14 protein-coding genes are annotated in these 15509 nt (G+C 62.7%); 2 read left to right on the forward strand and 12 right to left on the reverse strand.

Annotated elements, in window-relative coordinates; genetic code table 11:
* Positions 1–93 precede the first annotated feature (93 nt).
* Positions 94–2265 carry a glycoside hydrolase gene (locus tag NIBR502773_RS16530; RefSeq protein ID WP_141156467.1) on the forward strand — a complete coding sequence of 724 codons (2172 nt, stop codon included), beginning with the start codon at positions 94–96 and terminating at the stop codon, positions 2263–2265.
* A gap of 71 nt (positions 2266–2336) precedes the next feature.
* On the opposite strand, the gene NIBR502773_RS16535 is transcribed toward NIBR502773_RS16530, so the two are convergent.
* The 12 genes from NIBR502773_RS16535 to NIBR502773_RS16590 form a co-directional block, all read right to left on the reverse strand.
* On the reverse strand, positions 2337–2963 hold the full coding sequence (locus NIBR502773_RS16535; protein ID WP_141156468.1) for a bifunctional 2-polyprenyl-6-hydroxyphenol methylase/3-demethylubiquinol 3-O-methyltransferase UbiG: 627 nt from the start codon (positions 2961–2963) through the stop codon (positions 2337–2339).
* Positions 2964–3002: 39 nt separating this feature from the next.
* Complete coding sequence (locus tag NIBR502773_RS16540; protein WP_016974994.1) at positions 3003–3647, reverse strand: methionine ABC transporter permease; 645 nt, start codon at positions 3645–3647, stop codon at positions 3003–3005.
* Positions 3637–4752, reverse strand: a complete 1116-nt coding sequence (locus NIBR502773_RS16545) for a methionine ABC transporter ATP-binding protein (RefSeq protein WP_141156469.1) — start codon at positions 4750–4752, stop codon at positions 3637–3639. Before NIBR502773_RS16545 ends, NIBR502773_RS16540 begins: the two co-directional genes overlap by 11 nt.
* A complete protein-coding gene (locus tag NIBR502773_RS16550) occupies positions 4749–5564 on the reverse strand; it encodes a MetQ/NlpA family ABC transporter substrate-binding protein (RefSeq protein ID WP_115487854.1) in 816 nt (271 codons plus the stop codon). The genes NIBR502773_RS16545 and NIBR502773_RS16550 overlap by 4 nt, the downstream gene beginning before the upstream one ends.
* A 145-nt stretch (positions 5565–5709) precedes the next feature.
* Positions 5710–7062 carry an LLM class flavin-dependent oxidoreductase gene (locus tag NIBR502773_RS16555; protein ID WP_141156470.1) on the reverse strand — a complete coding sequence of 451 codons (1353 nt, stop codon included), beginning with the start codon at positions 7060–7062 and terminating at the stop codon, positions 5710–5712.
* Positions 7062–8255, reverse strand: a complete 1194-nt coding sequence (locus NIBR502773_RS16560; RefSeq protein ID WP_141156471.1) for an SfnB family sulfur acquisition oxidoreductase — start codon at positions 8253–8255, stop codon at positions 7062–7064. Before NIBR502773_RS16560 ends, NIBR502773_RS16555 begins: the two co-directional genes overlap by 1 nt.
* A 24-nt stretch (positions 8256–8279) precedes the next feature.
* Positions 8280–9521 (reverse strand): SfnB family sulfur acquisition oxidoreductase, encoded by a 1242-nt coding sequence (locus tag NIBR502773_RS16565; protein ID WP_115487856.1) that lies wholly within the window; start codon positions 9519–9521, stop codon positions 8280–8282.
* Between the two features lie 187 nt (positions 9522–9708).
* Positions 9709–10485 (reverse strand): hypothetical protein, encoded by a 777-nt coding sequence (locus NIBR502773_RS16570; RefSeq protein WP_141156472.1) that lies wholly within the window; start codon positions 10483–10485, stop codon positions 9709–9711.
* Between the two features lie 305 nt (positions 10486–10790).
* Complete coding sequence (gene tcyN / locus NIBR502773_RS16575) at positions 10791–11537, reverse strand: L-cystine ABC transporter ATP-binding protein TcyN (protein ID WP_053140245.1); 747 nt, start codon at positions 11535–11537, stop codon at positions 10791–10793.
* A 3-nt stretch (positions 11538–11540) separates the two neighbouring features.
* On the reverse strand, positions 11541–12206 hold the full coding sequence (gene tcyL / locus NIBR502773_RS16580) for a cystine ABC transporter permease (RefSeq protein WP_032884921.1): 666 nt from the start codon (positions 12204–12206) through the stop codon (positions 11541–11543).
* On the reverse strand, positions 12206–13000 hold the full coding sequence (tcyJ, locus tag NIBR502773_RS16585) for a cystine ABC transporter substrate-binding protein (RefSeq protein ID WP_053140248.1): 795 nt from the start codon (positions 12998–13000) through the stop codon (positions 12206–12208). The genes tcyL and tcyJ overlap by 1 nt, the downstream gene beginning before the upstream one ends.
* A 217-nt stretch (positions 13001–13217) precedes the next feature.
* Positions 13218–14213, reverse strand: coding sequence for a D-cysteine desulfhydrase (locus tag NIBR502773_RS16590; RefSeq protein WP_065948523.1), 996 nt, complete (start codon positions 14211–14213; stop codon positions 13218–13220).
* Positions 14214–14379: 166 nt separating this feature from the next.
* Here NIBR502773_RS16590 and epsC point away from each other — a divergent pair, with 166 nt between their 5' ends.
* Positions 14380–15306: a serine O-acetyltransferase EpsC gene (epsC, locus tag NIBR502773_RS16595; protein WP_027607830.1), complete on the forward strand. Its 927-nt coding sequence runs from the start codon at positions 14380–14382 to the stop codon at positions 15304–15306.
* Positions 15307–15509 lie beyond the last annotated feature (203 nt).

Here is a 15509-nt window from a genome sequence, read left to right on the forward strand (position 1 = left end):
AGACGTGGGAAATTTCCGGAAGTGACGCCTGTTGCCTTAGCCAACCGTTGAGTACTTTACCCTCCGGTCTCCACCTCTCAACGATCGCCTGCCATGAACCGTCTGCGTCATACCTTGCTGATCTGCTGCTTCCTGTCGCCCCTGGCCTTTGCCGGCACCGTATTGGAAAACCCGTTGTGGCGAGTCGAACTCGACCCGGCCACCCTCGCCATCCGTGTGACACCCAGTGGCCAGCCCCAGGTGCAAGCATCAAACGGCGTAGCGGCGCGTGCCGTCAGCCAACTCGCACAAAACGCGCAACAGGCCAGTTGGCAATGGGATGACGGTGCCTATCGCGTGACTGCCAGCCTTGAGCAGCGCGACCTGGTGCTGTCGATCACGGCGCGGGAAGCCGGTGAGCTGCCGATTCTTCTGCAACCGCCGAGCGCCATGGGCCGAGGGTTGATATGGCCGTTGGCCGAAGGGCATTACGTGCCGGCCGGCAATGCCATGTGGAACGCTTTCCTGGTGGCGCAGGGTGACATCAACACCACCCAGGACCTCAGCCTGCCGCTGTGGGGCGTCGATCACGGCGCCTTCACCCTCAACTGGCTGCTGACCAATCCCTATAACAACCGCCTGCGCTGGCGGGGCCGGGCGTTGTCGCTGGCCCATGAGTTCACCTCGCTCGGGCCTGCCGCCCCCATGACACTGCTGTTGCACCTGGGCGAAAGCGATCCGCTGGCCGGGGCCAAGCGCTATCGCCAATGGCTGGTCGCGCAGGGTCGCTATGAGACCTTGGCAGACAAGCTGCGGCAAACCCCTGGGGCTGAAAAGCTGCTGGGCGCCAGCCATGTCTACCTGTGGGGCAATGACCTGCTGGCGCCGGAGGATGTGCGTGATTGGCCGCTGTTGCTCCAGCGCTTGCGCGCTCATGAACTCAGAGGCCTGTTGGACAAGGACTCCGCAGCGCTGCTGGCGCAGCCCCGCGCCTTGAATCGCTACGAACAAAGCGTGCTGTTACGCGGCCTCAACGCCGCGATCAACAGGAAGGCCCGGCAGAGTTGGCAGGTGGACGAGCCCGATATGACCCGTCTTGCCGCGCGCTACGGCGAGTTGCGTCGCGAATTGGCCGTGGACTTTGCCGGTGCCCTGCGCGATAGCCCCGGCACCTGGGGCAGCCAGGTGGTACAGACGCTGCGCGACGCCGGGCTGCCGCGCTTGATGCTGACCCTGGGCGAAGGCTGGGAAGGCGGCCTCTGGCACCCCGAGACCATCCGCGTTGGTGTCGACGTCGGCTACCTGATGGCGCCCTACGACTCCTACCAAACCGCATTGTCCGCCACCGAAAACCCCGACTGGACCACCGCCCATCTGGGCAGCCAGGCTTACCGCGACTGCGCCATCGTGTTGAAGGACGGCACACTCAAGACCGGCTTCCAGCAGTCCGGCCACTACACCGACCCGCGCTGCGTGCGGCCTCTGCTGGAGGCGCGGGTGAAAGCCGTGCAGGCCGTGGCCGGCTTCAACGCCTGGTTTCTCGATGCGTACGCCACCAGCATGCTGTTCGACAGCTACCGCGCCAGCGCACCGATGACCCAGGCGCAAAACGCCGAAGGCAATATCGATGCGTCCCGCTGGCTGAACACCACGCTGCAATTGCCGACCGGCTCCGAAGACGGCAACGCCATCACCGCCCAAGGCATCCTGTTCGCCCATGGCATGCAAACCCCGGTGCTGGGCTGGGGGGATCGCGACATGACCCAGGACAAACAGTCGCCCTACTACGTGGGCAACTGGTACCCGCCGGAGCAACCGGCGGTGTTCTTCAAATCGGTGCCGCTGAACGAGCCGTTTCGCACGCTCTACTTCGACCCGACGCTGCGCCTGCCGCTGTATCAGGCGGTGTTCCATGGCTCGGTGATCACCACCCATCACTGGCTGTTCGACAGCCTCAAGCTGAGCAATGTACGGGCTGAAAATGAGCTGACCCAACTGCTCTACAACGTGCCGCCGCTGTATCACCTGAGTGCTGCGACGCTCAAGGCGCGGCTGTCGCTGATCCAGCGCCAGGATCGATTTTTCCGACCGCTGCATGAGCGCCTGGCCACCCAGGCGATGACCGGGTTTCGCTGGCTGACGGCGGATCGGCAGGTGCAGGAAACCACGTTTGCCGATGGCACGCGGTTGGTGGCGAATTTTTCCACGGGGTCCAGAGAGGGGTTTGCGGCAAGGAGTGTGACAGCGGTGGTGGATGGGACATCGGTGGTGTATCAGGTACGGTAGGGGTGTGTATCAGTCCGTCATCGGGGGCAAGCCCCCTCCCACAGGGGCATGCATTCCAAATGTGGGCTGACTCAAGCCTTGCGCCAAACGCTGGCCAACCAGGGCTGCTGGGGTCGAGGCAACCCGGCGGGTCGGTAGTAATGCTCCAGTTCCACGAAGCCGGCGGCGGTGAGCAGTGCCTGCCACGCCTCGAGGTCGTGATAGGAACCATAGCGCGGCCCATTCCAGCCTTCCTGGTTCTCACCCCGTGGATTGGAACTGAACAGCACACCGCCGGGCTTCAGCGCCCCATGCAGTTGCTTGAGCACACGGGGCAGTTCCTGCTTGGGGATATGAAACAGCACCGCATTGGCAAAGATCCCGTCAAAGCGTTCGGTGGGCAGATCCAGCTTGAGGAAGTCCTGCTGCAACACCTCACAGCCGCTGTCTTCGCGCGCCATTTGCGCAAACCGCTCGGAGCCATCCAGGCCGACGGCGATATGCCCCAGGCGCGTAAAGGTCTGCAAGTCCCGCCCCGGCCCGCAGCCGAAATCCAGCACGGTAAAGGGCGCCGAGCCCTGGATATGGCGCAGCAGCGCGTCGATGTTCTGGCTCACATCGTGATCGCGGGTGCCTTCACGAAAGCTCTCGGCCACGCTGTTGTAGTGGCCGAGGGTGGTGGACGTGATCTGGTCGAGGTCGTCGGGCTTGAGGGGCATGGTGATGAATACCGGGCGCTGAGATGGCCCGACTATACCTCACCTCTTGTTCAGCACTCGCGCCAGGCGATCGCCGCCGAGTTGAATCACCGCCACCAGGATCACCAGCAGCACAATCACCGTAAGCATGATCTGCGTATCAAAGCGCTGGTAGCCATAGCGATAGGCAATGTCGCCCAAGCCACCGGCCCCGATCGCCCCGGCCATGGCCGACGAGTTGATCATGGTCACCAGGGTGATGGTGAACCCGCCGACAATCCCCGGCAGCGCTTCGGGCAGCAGTACATGCCAGATGATGTGCCAGCGCCGGCAACCCATGGCCTGGGCGGCTTCGATCAGGCCGTGGTCGACCTCGCGCAGACTCACTTCGGCGATCCGCGCAAAAAACGGCGTGGCGGCGATGGTCAGCGGTACGACCGCCGCCCACACGCCATAGGTGGTGCCGACGATCAGCCGCGTGAACGGGATCAGCGCCACCATCAGGATCAGGAACGGAATCGAGCGGAACAGATTGACGAACGCCCCCAGCACCCGGTTCAGCGCCGGTGCCTGGTAGATGCCGCCTTTGTCGCTGGTCACCAGAAACACCGCCAGCGGAATGCCCACCAGCAAGGCGATCAACGACGACACGCCGACCATCAACAAGGTGTCGATGGCGCCTTGCACTAAACGATCAAACCACATAGCCCAGCACCTCCACCTGTTGTGCCCAGTTCGCGGCGCGGTTGCGCAGTTCTTCGGTGCCATGGGGCGAGCCATTCACCGCCAGCAGCAGTTGCCCCAGTGCGTGGCCCTGAATCCGTTCGACACCGCCCTGCAGGAGACGCACACGCCCGCCGAGGGCGCTGAACAGCGCGGCCAGGTCCGGTTCATCGCTGGCACTGCCGGTGAACTGCAAGCGCAGTACCACGGAGGCGTCCGGTGATTCAGGCTGGGTGTGCAAACGGCTTTGCAGTTCTTCCGGCAGCCCATGTTGCAGCGGCGCCAGCAGGGTCTGGCTGACCTCATGTTGCGGGTTGCCAAACACTTGCCACACCGGGCCTTGCTCGACGATGCGCCCGTGTTCCAGCACCACCACGCGGTCGCAGATGTCGCGGATCACCGCCATCTCATGGGTGATCAAGACGATGGTCAGGCCCAGGCGCCGGTTGATCTCGCGCAACAGGCCGAGGATCGATTGGGTGGTCTCCGGGTCGAGGGCCGAAGTGGCTTCGTCGCACAGCAGGATCTGCGGGTCGTGCACCAGCGAACGGGCGATGCCCACGCGCTGTTTCTGCCCGCCGGACAGCTGCGCCGGGTAGGCCTTGTGCTTGTCCTGCAAGCCGACCAATTCCAGCAGCTCACGCACCTTTTGCTTACGCTGGGGCTTGGGCACGCCGGCGACTTTCAGCGGCAATTCGACGTTCTGCCACACGGTCTTGGCCGACATCAGGTTGAAGTGCTGGAAGATCATGCCGATACGCCGGCGCAGCGCCACCAGGTGGTCTTCGTCGAAGTCGCCGATGTCCACCTGATCGATCAGCACGCGCCCGCTGCTGGGTTGTTCCAGGCGGTTGATGGTGCGGATCAGCGAGGACTTGCCGGCGCCGCTGCGGCCGATAATGCCGAACACTTCACCGCGCTGGATCGCCAGGTCGATGCCTTGCAAGGCATGCACGCCGCCGTCGTAGGTCTTGCCCAGGTTGATAAAGCGCACGTGCGCGCGGTTCAGGTCCGGATGCAGTTCTGTCTGTTCGGCGTCCCTGGGCGGTGAGCCCAGGTCGCGCAGTCGAGCGTGGGCGGCGGTCATTTTTTATCTTCCCAACCGACTTGGTAGAGCTTGCCGAGGGATTTATCCAGGGCGGCACGCACCACCGGCGAGTGCTGGTAGATGTCGACGAACTTGATCACGCGCGGGTCGGTTTTGCTTTTTGGCTGGATCACGAACTGGATCACGTATTCCGGGTGGTCGAGGCCGTCGAACAGCAGCGCCGACTCGGCATCGAAGGTCTTGGACAGGCGGATGTAGGCCGGGTAGCCCTGCACCAGGTCCGCGTCGTCATAGGCGCGCACCAGTTGCACGGCCTCGACTTGCAGGATCTTGATCTTCTTCGGGTTGCTGACGATGTCTTCTTCGGTGGCCTTGTAGCCCACGCCCGGCTTGAGGGTGATCAAGCCGGCCTTGGCCAGCAGTTGCAGGCCGCGACCGCTGTTGATCGGGTCGTTGGCAATCGCCACGCTGGCGCCCTGGGGCAGGTCGTTGATGCTTTTGTACTTTTTCGAATACAGCCCGACGTTGTTGATGATGCCCGGCGCGTACGGCACCAGGTCGAAACCGGCGGCGGTCTTGGCGTTTTCCAGGAACGGGATGTGCTGGAAGTAGTTCACGTCGATATCGCCGGCGGCCAGGCTGACATTGGGCGCGATCCAGTCGGTGAATTCCACCAGCTCGACCTTCAAGCCTTGCTTGCCGGCTTCGGCGACGGCGGCTTCCAGGGGGATCGCGAAGGCGGCGGTGGTGCCGATTTTCAACGGTGCATCGGCGGCGAACACCGCCGAGCTGAACAACCCGAAGGCCAGGGCCAGTGCTTTGACTGGGTGGGAGAGCAGTGTTTTTTTCATGGTCGATTTCCAGTCATAAGGTATTTGTACAAACAGTGGAGATCCACTGTGGGAGGGGGCTTGCTCCCGATAGCGGTGTATCAGTCACCGGATTGGTTTGCTGACACTCCGCTATCGGGAGCAAGCCCCCTCCCACATTTTCCAATCAGTGGCGGTAGGTCGAGCCGGTGTGTTGTTCGGGTAAGCGAGCACTGGCGTGGAAGACTTTTTCGCGCAGCGTGCCGGTCTCATAAGCGGTCTTGTACGAGCCCCGTCGTTGCAACTCCGGCACCACCAGATCGATAAAGTCCACATAGCTTTCCGGCGTGACAATGCGCGTGAGGTTGAAGCCATCCAGCCCGGTTTCGCTGATCCAGGATTCCAGCTCGTCAGCGACCTGTTCGGGGGAGCCGACCAGGGTGATATAGCGCCCGCCGAGGGCGTGCTGTTCGAGCAGCTTGCGTCGGGTCCAGTCGTTGTTCTGCAGGTTCTTGGTGGCCGACTGGATCGCGTTGCTCTTCACGTACTGGATCGGTTCGTCGATTTCGTATTGAGAAAAATCAATCGCGGTGGACGCCGAAAAGTGCGCGACGCCGGCCTCCGCGCTGGCATAGCTCAGGTACTCGGCATGCTTGGCCCAGGCCAGTTCTTCGGTGGCGCCGACGATCACGTTCAACCCCATGAACACCTTGATGTCATCCGGGTTGCGCCCGGCCTCGACCGCGCTGGCGCGCACCTTGTCCACCTGCACCTTGGTCGCGGCCTTGTTCTGCCCGCTGATGAATACGCACTCGGCATGGCGCCCGGCGAACAACAGGCCACGGTCTGAACTGCCGGCCTGGAACAGCACCGGCGTACGCTGCGGCGACGGCTCGCACAGGTGATAACCCTCCACCTGGTAGAACTCGCCATGGTGCTCGACCTTGTGCACCTTGCCCGGCTGCGCATAGACCCGCGCCTGCGGATCGTTGAGCACTGCGTCGTCTTCCCAGCTGCCTTCCCAGAGTTTGTAGAGCACTTCCAGGTATTCATCGGCCTGGTCGTAGCGCCGGTCATGCTCGACCTGTTCGGTGAGGCCCATGGCCTTGGCGGCGCTGTCGAGGTAGCCGGTGACGATGTTCCAGCCCACCCGGCCACGGCTCAGGTGATCGAGCGTGGACATGCGCCGGGCGAACAGATACGGCGGCTCATAGGTGAGGTTGGCGGTGAGGCCGAAGCCGAGGTTTTTGGTCACGGCGGCCATCGCCGAAACCAGCAGCAGCGGGTCATTGACCGGCAGCTGGATCGACTCCTTGAGCGGTACATCGATGGAGTTCTGGTACACGTCATACACGCCGACGATATCGGCGATGAACAAACCGTCGAACAGTCCGCGCTCCAGGGTTTGCGCGAGGTCGGTCCAGTACTCGATGCTTTTGTACTGGGTGGACGTGTCCCGTGGATGGGTCCACATGCCGTGGTTGATATGCCCGATGCAGTTCATGTTGAAGGCATTGAGCAGGATCTTTTTCTTTGCCATCAAATGGTCCCCCGCAGTGGCGGGTTTTCAGCGTTGAGGTAGTAATTGCCCACCGCGTGGTACTTCCAGCGCACCGGGTCGTGCAGGGTGTGCACGCGGGCGTTGCGCCAGTGGCGGTCGAGGCCGTGCTCGGCGAGGGTGGCCTGGCTGCCGGCCAGCTCGAACAGGGTGCTGCCGGCGGCCAGGGAAATCTCGGTGCTCAAGGCGCGCACTTCAGCGACGGCGATGGACGCCGCCGCCACGGTCTCTGCATTGCTGTCGGCCTGGGCGCGGTCGAGGTAAACACCGGCACGTTCCAGCAAGGCTTCAGCGGCGTGCAGGCGAATGCTCAGGTGGCCGAAGCTCTTCAGGGTCAGTGGGTCTTCGGTGGCCTTGTCGTTGCCGGAGTCGATCCATGGGCGGGTCTTGGTGCGCACAAAGTGCAGCGCATCTTCAAAGGCGGCGCGGGCGATGCCGGTGTCGATGGCGGCGTGAAGAATCTGAGCCAGCGGGCCGACCGTGGTCGGGCGCTCGAAAGCGCTCTGGAACGGGATCACGTCGTGGGCAGCAACCCACACGTTATCGAACACCACCGAGCCGCTGCCGGTGGTGCGCTGGCCGAAGCCGCTCCAGTCGTCGATGACCGTCAAGCCTTCGCTGTCGCGGGGCACGAAGGCCAGTTGCTGGATGCCGTGTTCATCCACCACCGAGGTAGGAATGCGCTGGGCATAGATCGCGCCGGTGGCGTAGAACTTGCGGCCGGTGATGCGGAAGCCGTCGCCGTCGCGGGTGATCTTGGTGACGCGATCATGGGCGGTCCTGGTGCCCAGTTCCGCCAGGGCGTTGCCGAAACGCTGGCCGGCGAGCACTTCGGCGTACAGGCGTTGTTGCTGTTCAGGGCTGCCATTCACGCGCAGTACTTCGAGGGCATAGAAATGGTTTTGCGGAATCTGGCCCAGGGAGGCATCCGCCTGGGCGATCAGGGCAATGACCTTGGCCAGGGTCACGTTGGACACGCCGGCGCCGCCAAATGCCTTGGGCACACTGATGCCCCACAGGCCGGAGCGCGAGAACACGTCCAGCTCGGGCAGCGGCAGGCGGCGTTCGCGGTCGCGCTGGGCGCTGTCGCGGCGCAAGTCTTCGGCCAGGTCGCTGGCGACAATAAGGGCCTGTTCGTCGCTGGTGATAACCGCGACACGGTGAGAAAAGGTCATGAGTTTCTCCAGAGGTCTGGTCGGTTAAATCCAGGAATGGCGAGCCGGCAACGTGCCGTTCAAGCGATAGGCGCCGACGGCGTGATACTTCCAGCGCACCGGGTCGTGCAGGGTGTGCACGCGGGCGTTGCGCCAGTGACGGTCGAGGTTGAATTCGGCGAGGGTGGCGCGGCTGCCGGCCAGTTCGAAGAGCTTTTCGCTGACCAGCAACGACACTTCTGTGGTGAGCACCTTCGCTTCGGCCACGGCAATCGACGCACGCGCGGCGGACTGTGCGGTGATCGGCGCGGCGCTGACCTGGTCCAGCACTTGCCCGGCCTTGCGCAACAGCGCTTCGGCGGCGTGCAGTTCGATCTTCAGCTTGCCGATATCGGCGATCACGTAGAGGTCATCGCTGGCACGCTCGACCTTGGCGTCGATCCACGGGCGCGAACGCTCACGCACAAAGGCGATGGTGTCATCCAGCGCGCCACGGGCGATGCCGGCGTCGATGGCGGCCTGGATCAGTTGCGAAACGGCGCCCTGGATAGTCGGGCTTTCGCCGATGCGCCAGTTCTCTACGACCAGTTCGGCGTCCACGGGCACGCGGTCCAGCAGCACGGTGCCGCTGGCGGTGGTGCGTTGGCCGAAGCCCGACCAGTCATCCACGATGCGCAGCCCTGCGGTGCCACGGCGTACAAACGCCATGACCTGCCTGCCATCGTCGTTCAGCGCCTTCACCGCCACCCAATGGGCAAACAGTGCGCCGGTTGAATAGAACTTCTGGCCGCTGATCACGTAACCGTCGCCTTGGGCGGTGATGCGCGCCTTGAGCTCCAGGGTGTTCCTGGTGCCGCGTTCCGGGCCGCCATTGCCGATGCGCCAGCCGTCGAGGACGCTCTGGAACAGCTGCTCTTTCTGGCGCTCTGTGGCGGCGCCCTGCAACACCTGCAGGATGCCGAAATGATTCTGCGGGATCTGCCCGAGGGCGGGGTCTGCCGCGCTGATGATCGCGAAGACTTCGGCCAGGGTCACGAATGAGACTTGTGGGCCGCCGTATTCGCGGGGGATGGAAATACTGCCCAGCCCACTGCGGGTGAATTGTTCGATCTGCGCCCACGGCAGCTTGCGTTGCTGGTCACGCTGGGCGGCGTGCAGGCGCGCGGCCTGGGCCAGCTCGTGGGCAGCCTTAAGCGCCTCTGCATCGTTGCGCAGCACGGTGGCCGGCAACAGCAGGGGAGCAACGTCCAGATCACTCTGGGGGGGTGTTAGAGCCAAGTTAGACATCAGCGCCGCTCCTTGGCTGCACGTAATGCCCTGGCGTTATGCACCGGGGTAATTCTGACCATACCGACCTCGCATTCAATGAAATAAAAACAGAAAAATCAGAGATGTCCGGTGGTCCGGTGCATATACCCTAAGCGTGTTAAATATTTAAATAAACTAACTTTTGGGAATATGCATAGAAGGTCTGTCACCCCGGTTCACAGGGTGAGCCGAGGGGCCGTGGTTGGTAGGCCCGCGCGGTCCCGGCCGGCTGGCTCGGCGCGCAGGCGGCAATGCGCAACGTACGCGTGGGCGCCCAGCGCGAATTGTTGCCGACACGATCGAGAATGCAGTACGTCACCTCCAGGCGGCTGTCGTCACCTGCCTCGACAATCACCGTCGAAGGCACCCACACCTGCACGACCACCCCGACGGCTCTGGCCTGGATCCTAGGCAGGTCCATGCGTACATCTCCCCAGCGCAGGGTGATGGCATCGCCCGTGGCCATGTTCAGGTAAGGCGCGATGGTCAGCGGAATACCCCGTCGCACCTGGCGACCGTTGACGCCGTAGCGACGGATGGTCTCGGGCAAACCGACGGGGGCGAGGTTGTGGTTTTCGTCGCTGTACAGGGGGGAGGGCTGGCCGCCGGGGTATCGGGTCTTTACACACACACCTTTCACGGCCGAGCGGGCAGGTGCACGACCGACTTGCATGACCTGGTAATGCACCTGGGCCGGGCCGTCCAGCACAAAACTTTCCGGCACCCGCAGATGGGTCGGCGAGCCGACCTTGCACGCGCTCACCCTGCGTGAGGCGGCGAAGCAGTTGTTCCAGAACAGTTCGATCAGGTCGCCCTCATCCATGCCGGGGTAAGGCGCGATGTCCACCTGAAGTTGACTGGCCGCCAGTGCGTTGATGCCGTGCCGGTTAGCCTGGGGCAAGGTGGGGGCCGTGAGCAGGGCCGGGGTTGCAGTGCGCGTCATAAGTAATCTCCTTGATGCAGCCAGCAGCAATCGTTCCAGCCCCGCGGCGCGGGTGCGCAGGTGGACTGAAAGGAACGATTCAGTGAGTAGCCGGGATAGGATCCAATCCTCTGGACGCTAGATAAGAGGGTTGGCCACGGAGCGTCAATGGCGGCAAAAGGCTAAACGGCGGGTTGGAGCAGATTCAGAAGGGTCTGACTGGGCAGGGGATTTTTGGATCGGCGAGACGGCGGGTTTACGCGTGGATGGCGAGGATTTCCTGTAGGAGCAGATTGTGTGGTGAGGGAGCAAGCTCCCTCGGCACATCAGTGGGCGAGGAACTTGCTCAGGAACTGCCGGGTGCGTTCTTCCTTGGGGTTTGCGAACAACGCCTTGGCTTCGCCTTGCTCCACGATCACGCCCTTGTCGAAGAAGATCACCCGGTTGGCCACATCGCGGGCAAAGCTCATTTCGTGGGTAACGATGACCATGGTGCGGTTTTCTTCGGCGAGGCTGCGGATGGTCGCCAGCACTTCGCCCACCAGCTCCGGGTCCAGCGCCGAGGTGGGTTCGTCGAACAGGATCACCTCCGGCTCCATGGCCAGCGCGCGGGCGATTGCCACGCGCTGTTGCTGGCCGCCGGACAGGCGCCGTGGGTAGGCGTCTTCCTTGCCCGCCAGGCCGACCCTGGCCAGCAACTTGCGCCCCAAGGCGATAGCTTCTTCACGCGGCATCTTCTTGACCACGGTCGGCCCTTCGATGACGTTTTCCAGTGCTGTGCGGTGGGGGAACAGGTTGAAGTTCTGGAACACAAAACCCACGTGCTGGCGCAGGCGCCGCACCAGGCCTTGTTGCTGGTTGAGCGGTTTGCTGCCGTCGATCTGGATGTCGCCCACCTTGATCCGGCCGCTGGTGGGTTCTTCGAGGAAATTCAGGCAGCGCAGGAAGGTGGTTTTGCCGGAACCGCTGGGGCCGATGATGGCGACGACTTCGCCTTCCTTGACCTCCAGGTCGATGCCGTTGAGTACCACCTGACCGTTGAATTGTTTGGTCAGTTTTTCAACCACGATCATGCTTCAAGACTCCAGGTCATGCCGGTTGACCCGGTCTTCCAGGCGGTTTTGGAAATGCGCCAGGATGCTGGCCAGCACCCAGTAGATCAGGGCGGCGGACAGGTACATGGTGAAAATTTCGAAGGTACGCGCAGACACCAGTTGAGCCTGGCGGAACAGTTCTGGCACCTGGATGGTGGCGGCCAGCGCGGTGTCCTTGACCAGCGAAATAAAGCTGTTGCCCAACGGTGGCAGGGCGGTGCGCATTGCCTGCGGCAGGATGGCCCGGCGCAGGGTCTGCGCACGGGTCATGCCGATACTGGCGGCGGCTTCCCATTGGCCACGCTCGATGGAGGCGATGGCGGCCCGCAGGATTTCACAGGCGTAGGCGGCCATGTTCAGCGAAAAGCCGATCATGGCGGCCGGGATCGGATCCAGCTCGATGCCCACTTGCGGCAAGCCGTAGTAGATCAAAAACAGCTGTACCAGCAAGGGCGTGCCGCGAAAGAACGACACGTAGACGCGGGCTGTCCAGCTCAGCAGTTTGAAGCGCGACAACCGCATCAAGGCCAGGCCGAAGCCCAGCAGCAAGCCGAAAAACATCCCGCCAAGGCTGAGAATCACCGTGTAGTACGCGCCCTTGAGCAGAAAGGGCGCGGAGTCCAGCGCGAGTTGGAAACCTGCTTCCATTATTGAGTGACGTCAGCGTTGAAGTACTTCTCGGACAGCTTCTTCAAGGTGCCGTCGGCGCGCAGCTTGTCGAGGGCCTTGTTCACCGCTTCCAGCAGCTCGGGCTCGCCTTTGCGCAGGGCGATACCGGCTTCCTGGCGGGAGAAGGCGTCGCCGGCAGCGGCGGTGTCCGGGGCTTTCTTGGCGTATTCCAGGGCGGCCAGGCGGTCGATCAGGATGGCGTCGATACGGCCGATGCGCAGGTCCTGGAACTTGGTCGGGTCATCGTTATAGGTCTTGATAATGGCTTTGGGTTGGTTGTCCTTGAGCCATTGTTCGTAGTTGGTGCCCAGGCCTACCCCGACTTTCTTGCCGGCCAGGTCGTTGGCGGTCTTGATGGTGTCGACGTTCTTTTTCAGCACCAGCGCCTGGATACCGGACACGGTGTAGGGCGTGGAAAAGTCGTATTTCTTCTTGCGCTCTTCGGAGATGGTGACTTGGTTGACCACCGCATCCAGGCGCTTGGATTCCAGGGCGGCGAGGATGCCGTCCCATGGCGTGGCTTGCAGCTTGACCTTCACGCCCAGCTCTTTGGCCAGGGCCTCGGACAGCTCGACTTCGAAGCCGCTGAGCTTGCCACTTTCATCGACGAAGCTGAACGGCGGGTAAGTGCCTTCCAGGCCGATTTTGATCTCGCCGGCCTTTTTGATGTTGCCCAGTTGCTCGCCGGCAACCGCCTGGCCCAGCCAACCGGCACCGAGCGCCAGACCCAAAGTGCCAACGAGCAACGTGCGACGGAATACAGAAATAGTCATGAAGAGCCCCTGTGTTTTTTATGTTGAGCGAAGCAGGTGACGCGGTAGTCGTATCCTGCCTTAAAGCGCGTAGCGCGTCTTCGCCTACGGCGCGATGATAAAGCCGGGTTTTAAGACTTGAAAATAATATAAATCTTATTTGATATTCTATTTAGGAATATTTGGCGAGTCTAATATGGGAGGGGCAGGCCCCCTCCCACATTTAGCCCGCATTTATTCAGTTGAAAACCGAGTCATAGGCAAACAACGCCGGTGCCCCACCGGTATGCAGGAAAATAATCGGACCATCTTCGAAGCGCTGGCGGCCGATACCGTCCAGCAAGCCGGCCATGGCCTTGCCAGTGTAGACCGGGTCCAGCAGCAGGCCTTCCTGGCTCGCCAATAGCTTGACCGCCGACAGGGTGCCGGCGTTCGGTTCACCATAACGGGGGCCGAAATATTCGTCCCACAGGATCACCTTGAACGCGTCGGGGATGTCCACGCCGAGCAACTCGGCCGTGCGCTCGGCCAGGCCCTGGACTTTCGGGAACTGCGCTTCTTCCGTGCGCGATACGGTGATGCCGATCACGGGCAGTTGCGGCAGCACTTCACTCAAGGCCAGGGCCAGACCACTGTGGGTACCGGCGCTGCCGGAGGCCAGCACCACGGCGGCGAATTCGATACCGCTGTCTTCGATCTGTGCGGCCAGCTCCAGGCCGGCGCGCACGTAACCGAGGGCACCGAGGGCATTGGAGCCGCCGATGGGCACCAGGTATGGCTTCTTGCCGTTGCTGCGCAGGCGATCGGCAAGGGCGTTGAGTTGGTCGTCGACGTTGTCGAGGTTTTCCACCAACTCTACCTTGGCATCGAACAGCTCCAGCAGCAGGCGGTTGCCGTTGCCCAGGTAGTTGGGGTCTTCGGTGCCGGTGGGGTTTTCCAGCAGGGCGACGCAGCCCAGGCCGAGCCTGGCGGCGAGGGCGGCGGTCTGGCGTACGTGGTTGGACTGGATCGCGCCGGCGGTCACCAGGGTGTCGGCGCCCTGGGCGATGGCATCGGCTGCCAGGTATTCGAGTTTGCGCAGCTTGTTGCCGCCCATGGCCAGCGGCGTGGTGTCGTCGCGCTTGACGTAGATGTCGCGTCCCAACCAGGTCGACAGCCGTTCGAGTTTTTCCAGGGCGGTGGCGCCGCCGAGCAGTTCCAGGCGGTTAAAACGGTCGAGCTGTTGCTTGATCATGGCTACGCACGGTGGCTGAGGGATGGAGCGACTATAGGCAGGCACTTTTCATCGGGCAACCGCCAATCGCTTATGCCTGATGGTTCTTAGCATCACACCATTGGTTCTTAAGGGCGGCCAGGGTGGATACCGTAAAGTGATGGCCATTACGTCAGGAGTGAATACCGTGAGTGAGCGTTCCAGCCATTGGCAATTACAGACCATCGTCAGCCAACTGCGCAGCGCCCGTGACCAGTGGCGAACACGCAATGGCCGCTTGAGCGGCGAGCATGGCGGCCGCGAATTGCCGTCCCGTGAAGCCGTTGCCCAGATTCTCGAGTCCCTCTGCGGTGCGCTGTTTCCGATGCGCCTGGGGCCTGCGGACTTGCGTGAAGAAAGTGAAGATTTCTACGTCGGCCATACCCTCGACGTTGCGCTGAATGCCTTGCTGGCCCAGGCGCGCCTGGAATTGCGCTATGCCGCGCGCCAGGGCGGCGAGGATGACAGCCAGATCGACGCCCATGCCATCCGGCTGATCCAGGATTTCGCCCTGGCCTTGCCGTCCTTGCGCAGCCTGTTGGACACCGACGTGCTCGCCGCCTACCACGGCGACCCGGCCGCGCGCAGCGTGGATGAAGTGCTGCTGTGCTACCCGGGGATCCTCGCGGTGATTCACCATCGCCTGGCCCACCACCTGTACCGCGCCGGCTTGCCGCTGCTGGCACGGATCAGCGCGGAAATCGCCCACTCGGCCACCGGCATCGATATCCACCCCGGCGCGCAGATCGGCCCGAGCTTCTTCATCGACCACGGCACGGGCGTGGTGATCGGCGAAACCGCAATCATCGGCGAGCGGGTGCGCATCTATCAGGCCGTCACCTTGGGGGCCAAGCGCTTCCCGGCGGACGAAGATGGGCAGTTGCAGAAGGGCCATGCGCGCCACCCGATTGTCGAGGACGACGTGGTGATCTATGCCGGGGCGACGATCCTCGGGCGCATCACCATCGGCAAGGGCTCGACCATTGGCGGCAATGTGTGGCTGACCCGCAGTGTGCCGGCGGGGGCGAATATTACGCAGGCGAATCTGCAGCATGATGATGGGGCGCAAAAATAGCGCCGGTCTTAAAAATCACACAAAACCCTGTGGGAGGGGGCTTGCCCCCGATAGCGGAGTGTCAGTCAAAAATGAATTGGCTGAACCACCGCCATCGGGGGCAAGCCCCCTCCCACATTTTGACGGCATTCCACATGGAGGCCGTATTTCAGTCAGCAGTCGCTGAACGATTTCCTTTGCTCACCCGTCATACCACTCAGCCC

The sequence above is a fragment of the Pseudomonas sp. NIBRBAC000502773 genome (genome assembly GCF_006517195.1).
GTDB classification, from domain to species: domain Bacteria; phylum Pseudomonadota; class Gammaproteobacteria; order Pseudomonadales; family Pseudomonadaceae; genus Aquipseudomonas; species Aquipseudomonas marginalis.

Coding starts and splice junctions, on each gene's coding strand:
- NIBR502773_RS16545 (WP_141156469.1), bottom strand. CDS start 4,752: ATGACCGCCGCCCACGCTCGACTGCGCGACCTGGGCTCACCGCCCAGG.
- NIBR502773_RS16560 (WP_141156471.1), bottom strand. CDS start 8,255: ATGACCTTTTCTCACCGTGTCGCGGTTATCACCAGCGACGAACAGGCC.
- NIBR502773_RS16530 (WP_141156467.1), top strand. CDS start 94: ATGAACCGTCTGCGTCATACCTTGCTGATCTGCTGCTTCCTGTCGCCC.
- NIBR502773_RS16590 (WP_065948523.1), bottom strand. CDS start 14,213: ATGATCAAGCAACAGCTCGACCGTTTTAACCGCCTGGAACTGCTCGGC.
- NIBR502773_RS16550 (WP_115487854.1), bottom strand. CDS start 5,564: ATGAAAAAAACACTGCTCTCCCACCCAGTCAAAGCACTGGCCCTGGCC.
- tcyJ (WP_053140248.1), bottom strand. CDS start 13,000: ATGACTATTTCTGTATTCCGTCGCACGTTGCTCGTTGGCACTTTGGGT.
- NIBR502773_RS16555 (WP_141156470.1), bottom strand. CDS start 7,062: ATGGCAAAGAAAAAGATCCTGCTCAATGCCTTCAACATGAACTGCATC.
- tcyN (WP_053140245.1), bottom strand. CDS start 11,537: ATGATCGTGGTTGAAAAACTGACCAAACAATTCAACGGTCAGGTGGTA.
- NIBR502773_RS16565 (WP_115487856.1), bottom strand. CDS start 9,521: ATGTCTAACTTGGCTCTAACACCCCCCCAGAGTGATCTGGACGTTGCT.
- NIBR502773_RS16540 (WP_016974994.1), bottom strand. CDS start 3,647: ATGTGGTTTGATCGTTTAGTGCAAGGCGCCATCGACACCTTGTTGATG.
- NIBR502773_RS16535 (WP_141156468.1), bottom strand. CDS start 2,963: ATGCCCCTCAAGCCCGACGACCTCGACCAGATCACGTCCACCACCCTC.
- tcyL (WP_032884921.1), bottom strand. CDS start 12,206: ATGGAAGCAGGTTTCCAACTCGCGCTGGACTCCGCGCCCTTTCTGCTC.
- NIBR502773_RS16570 (WP_141156472.1), bottom strand. CDS start 10,485: ATGACGCGCACTGCAACCCCGGCCCTGCTCACGGCCCCCACCTTGCCC.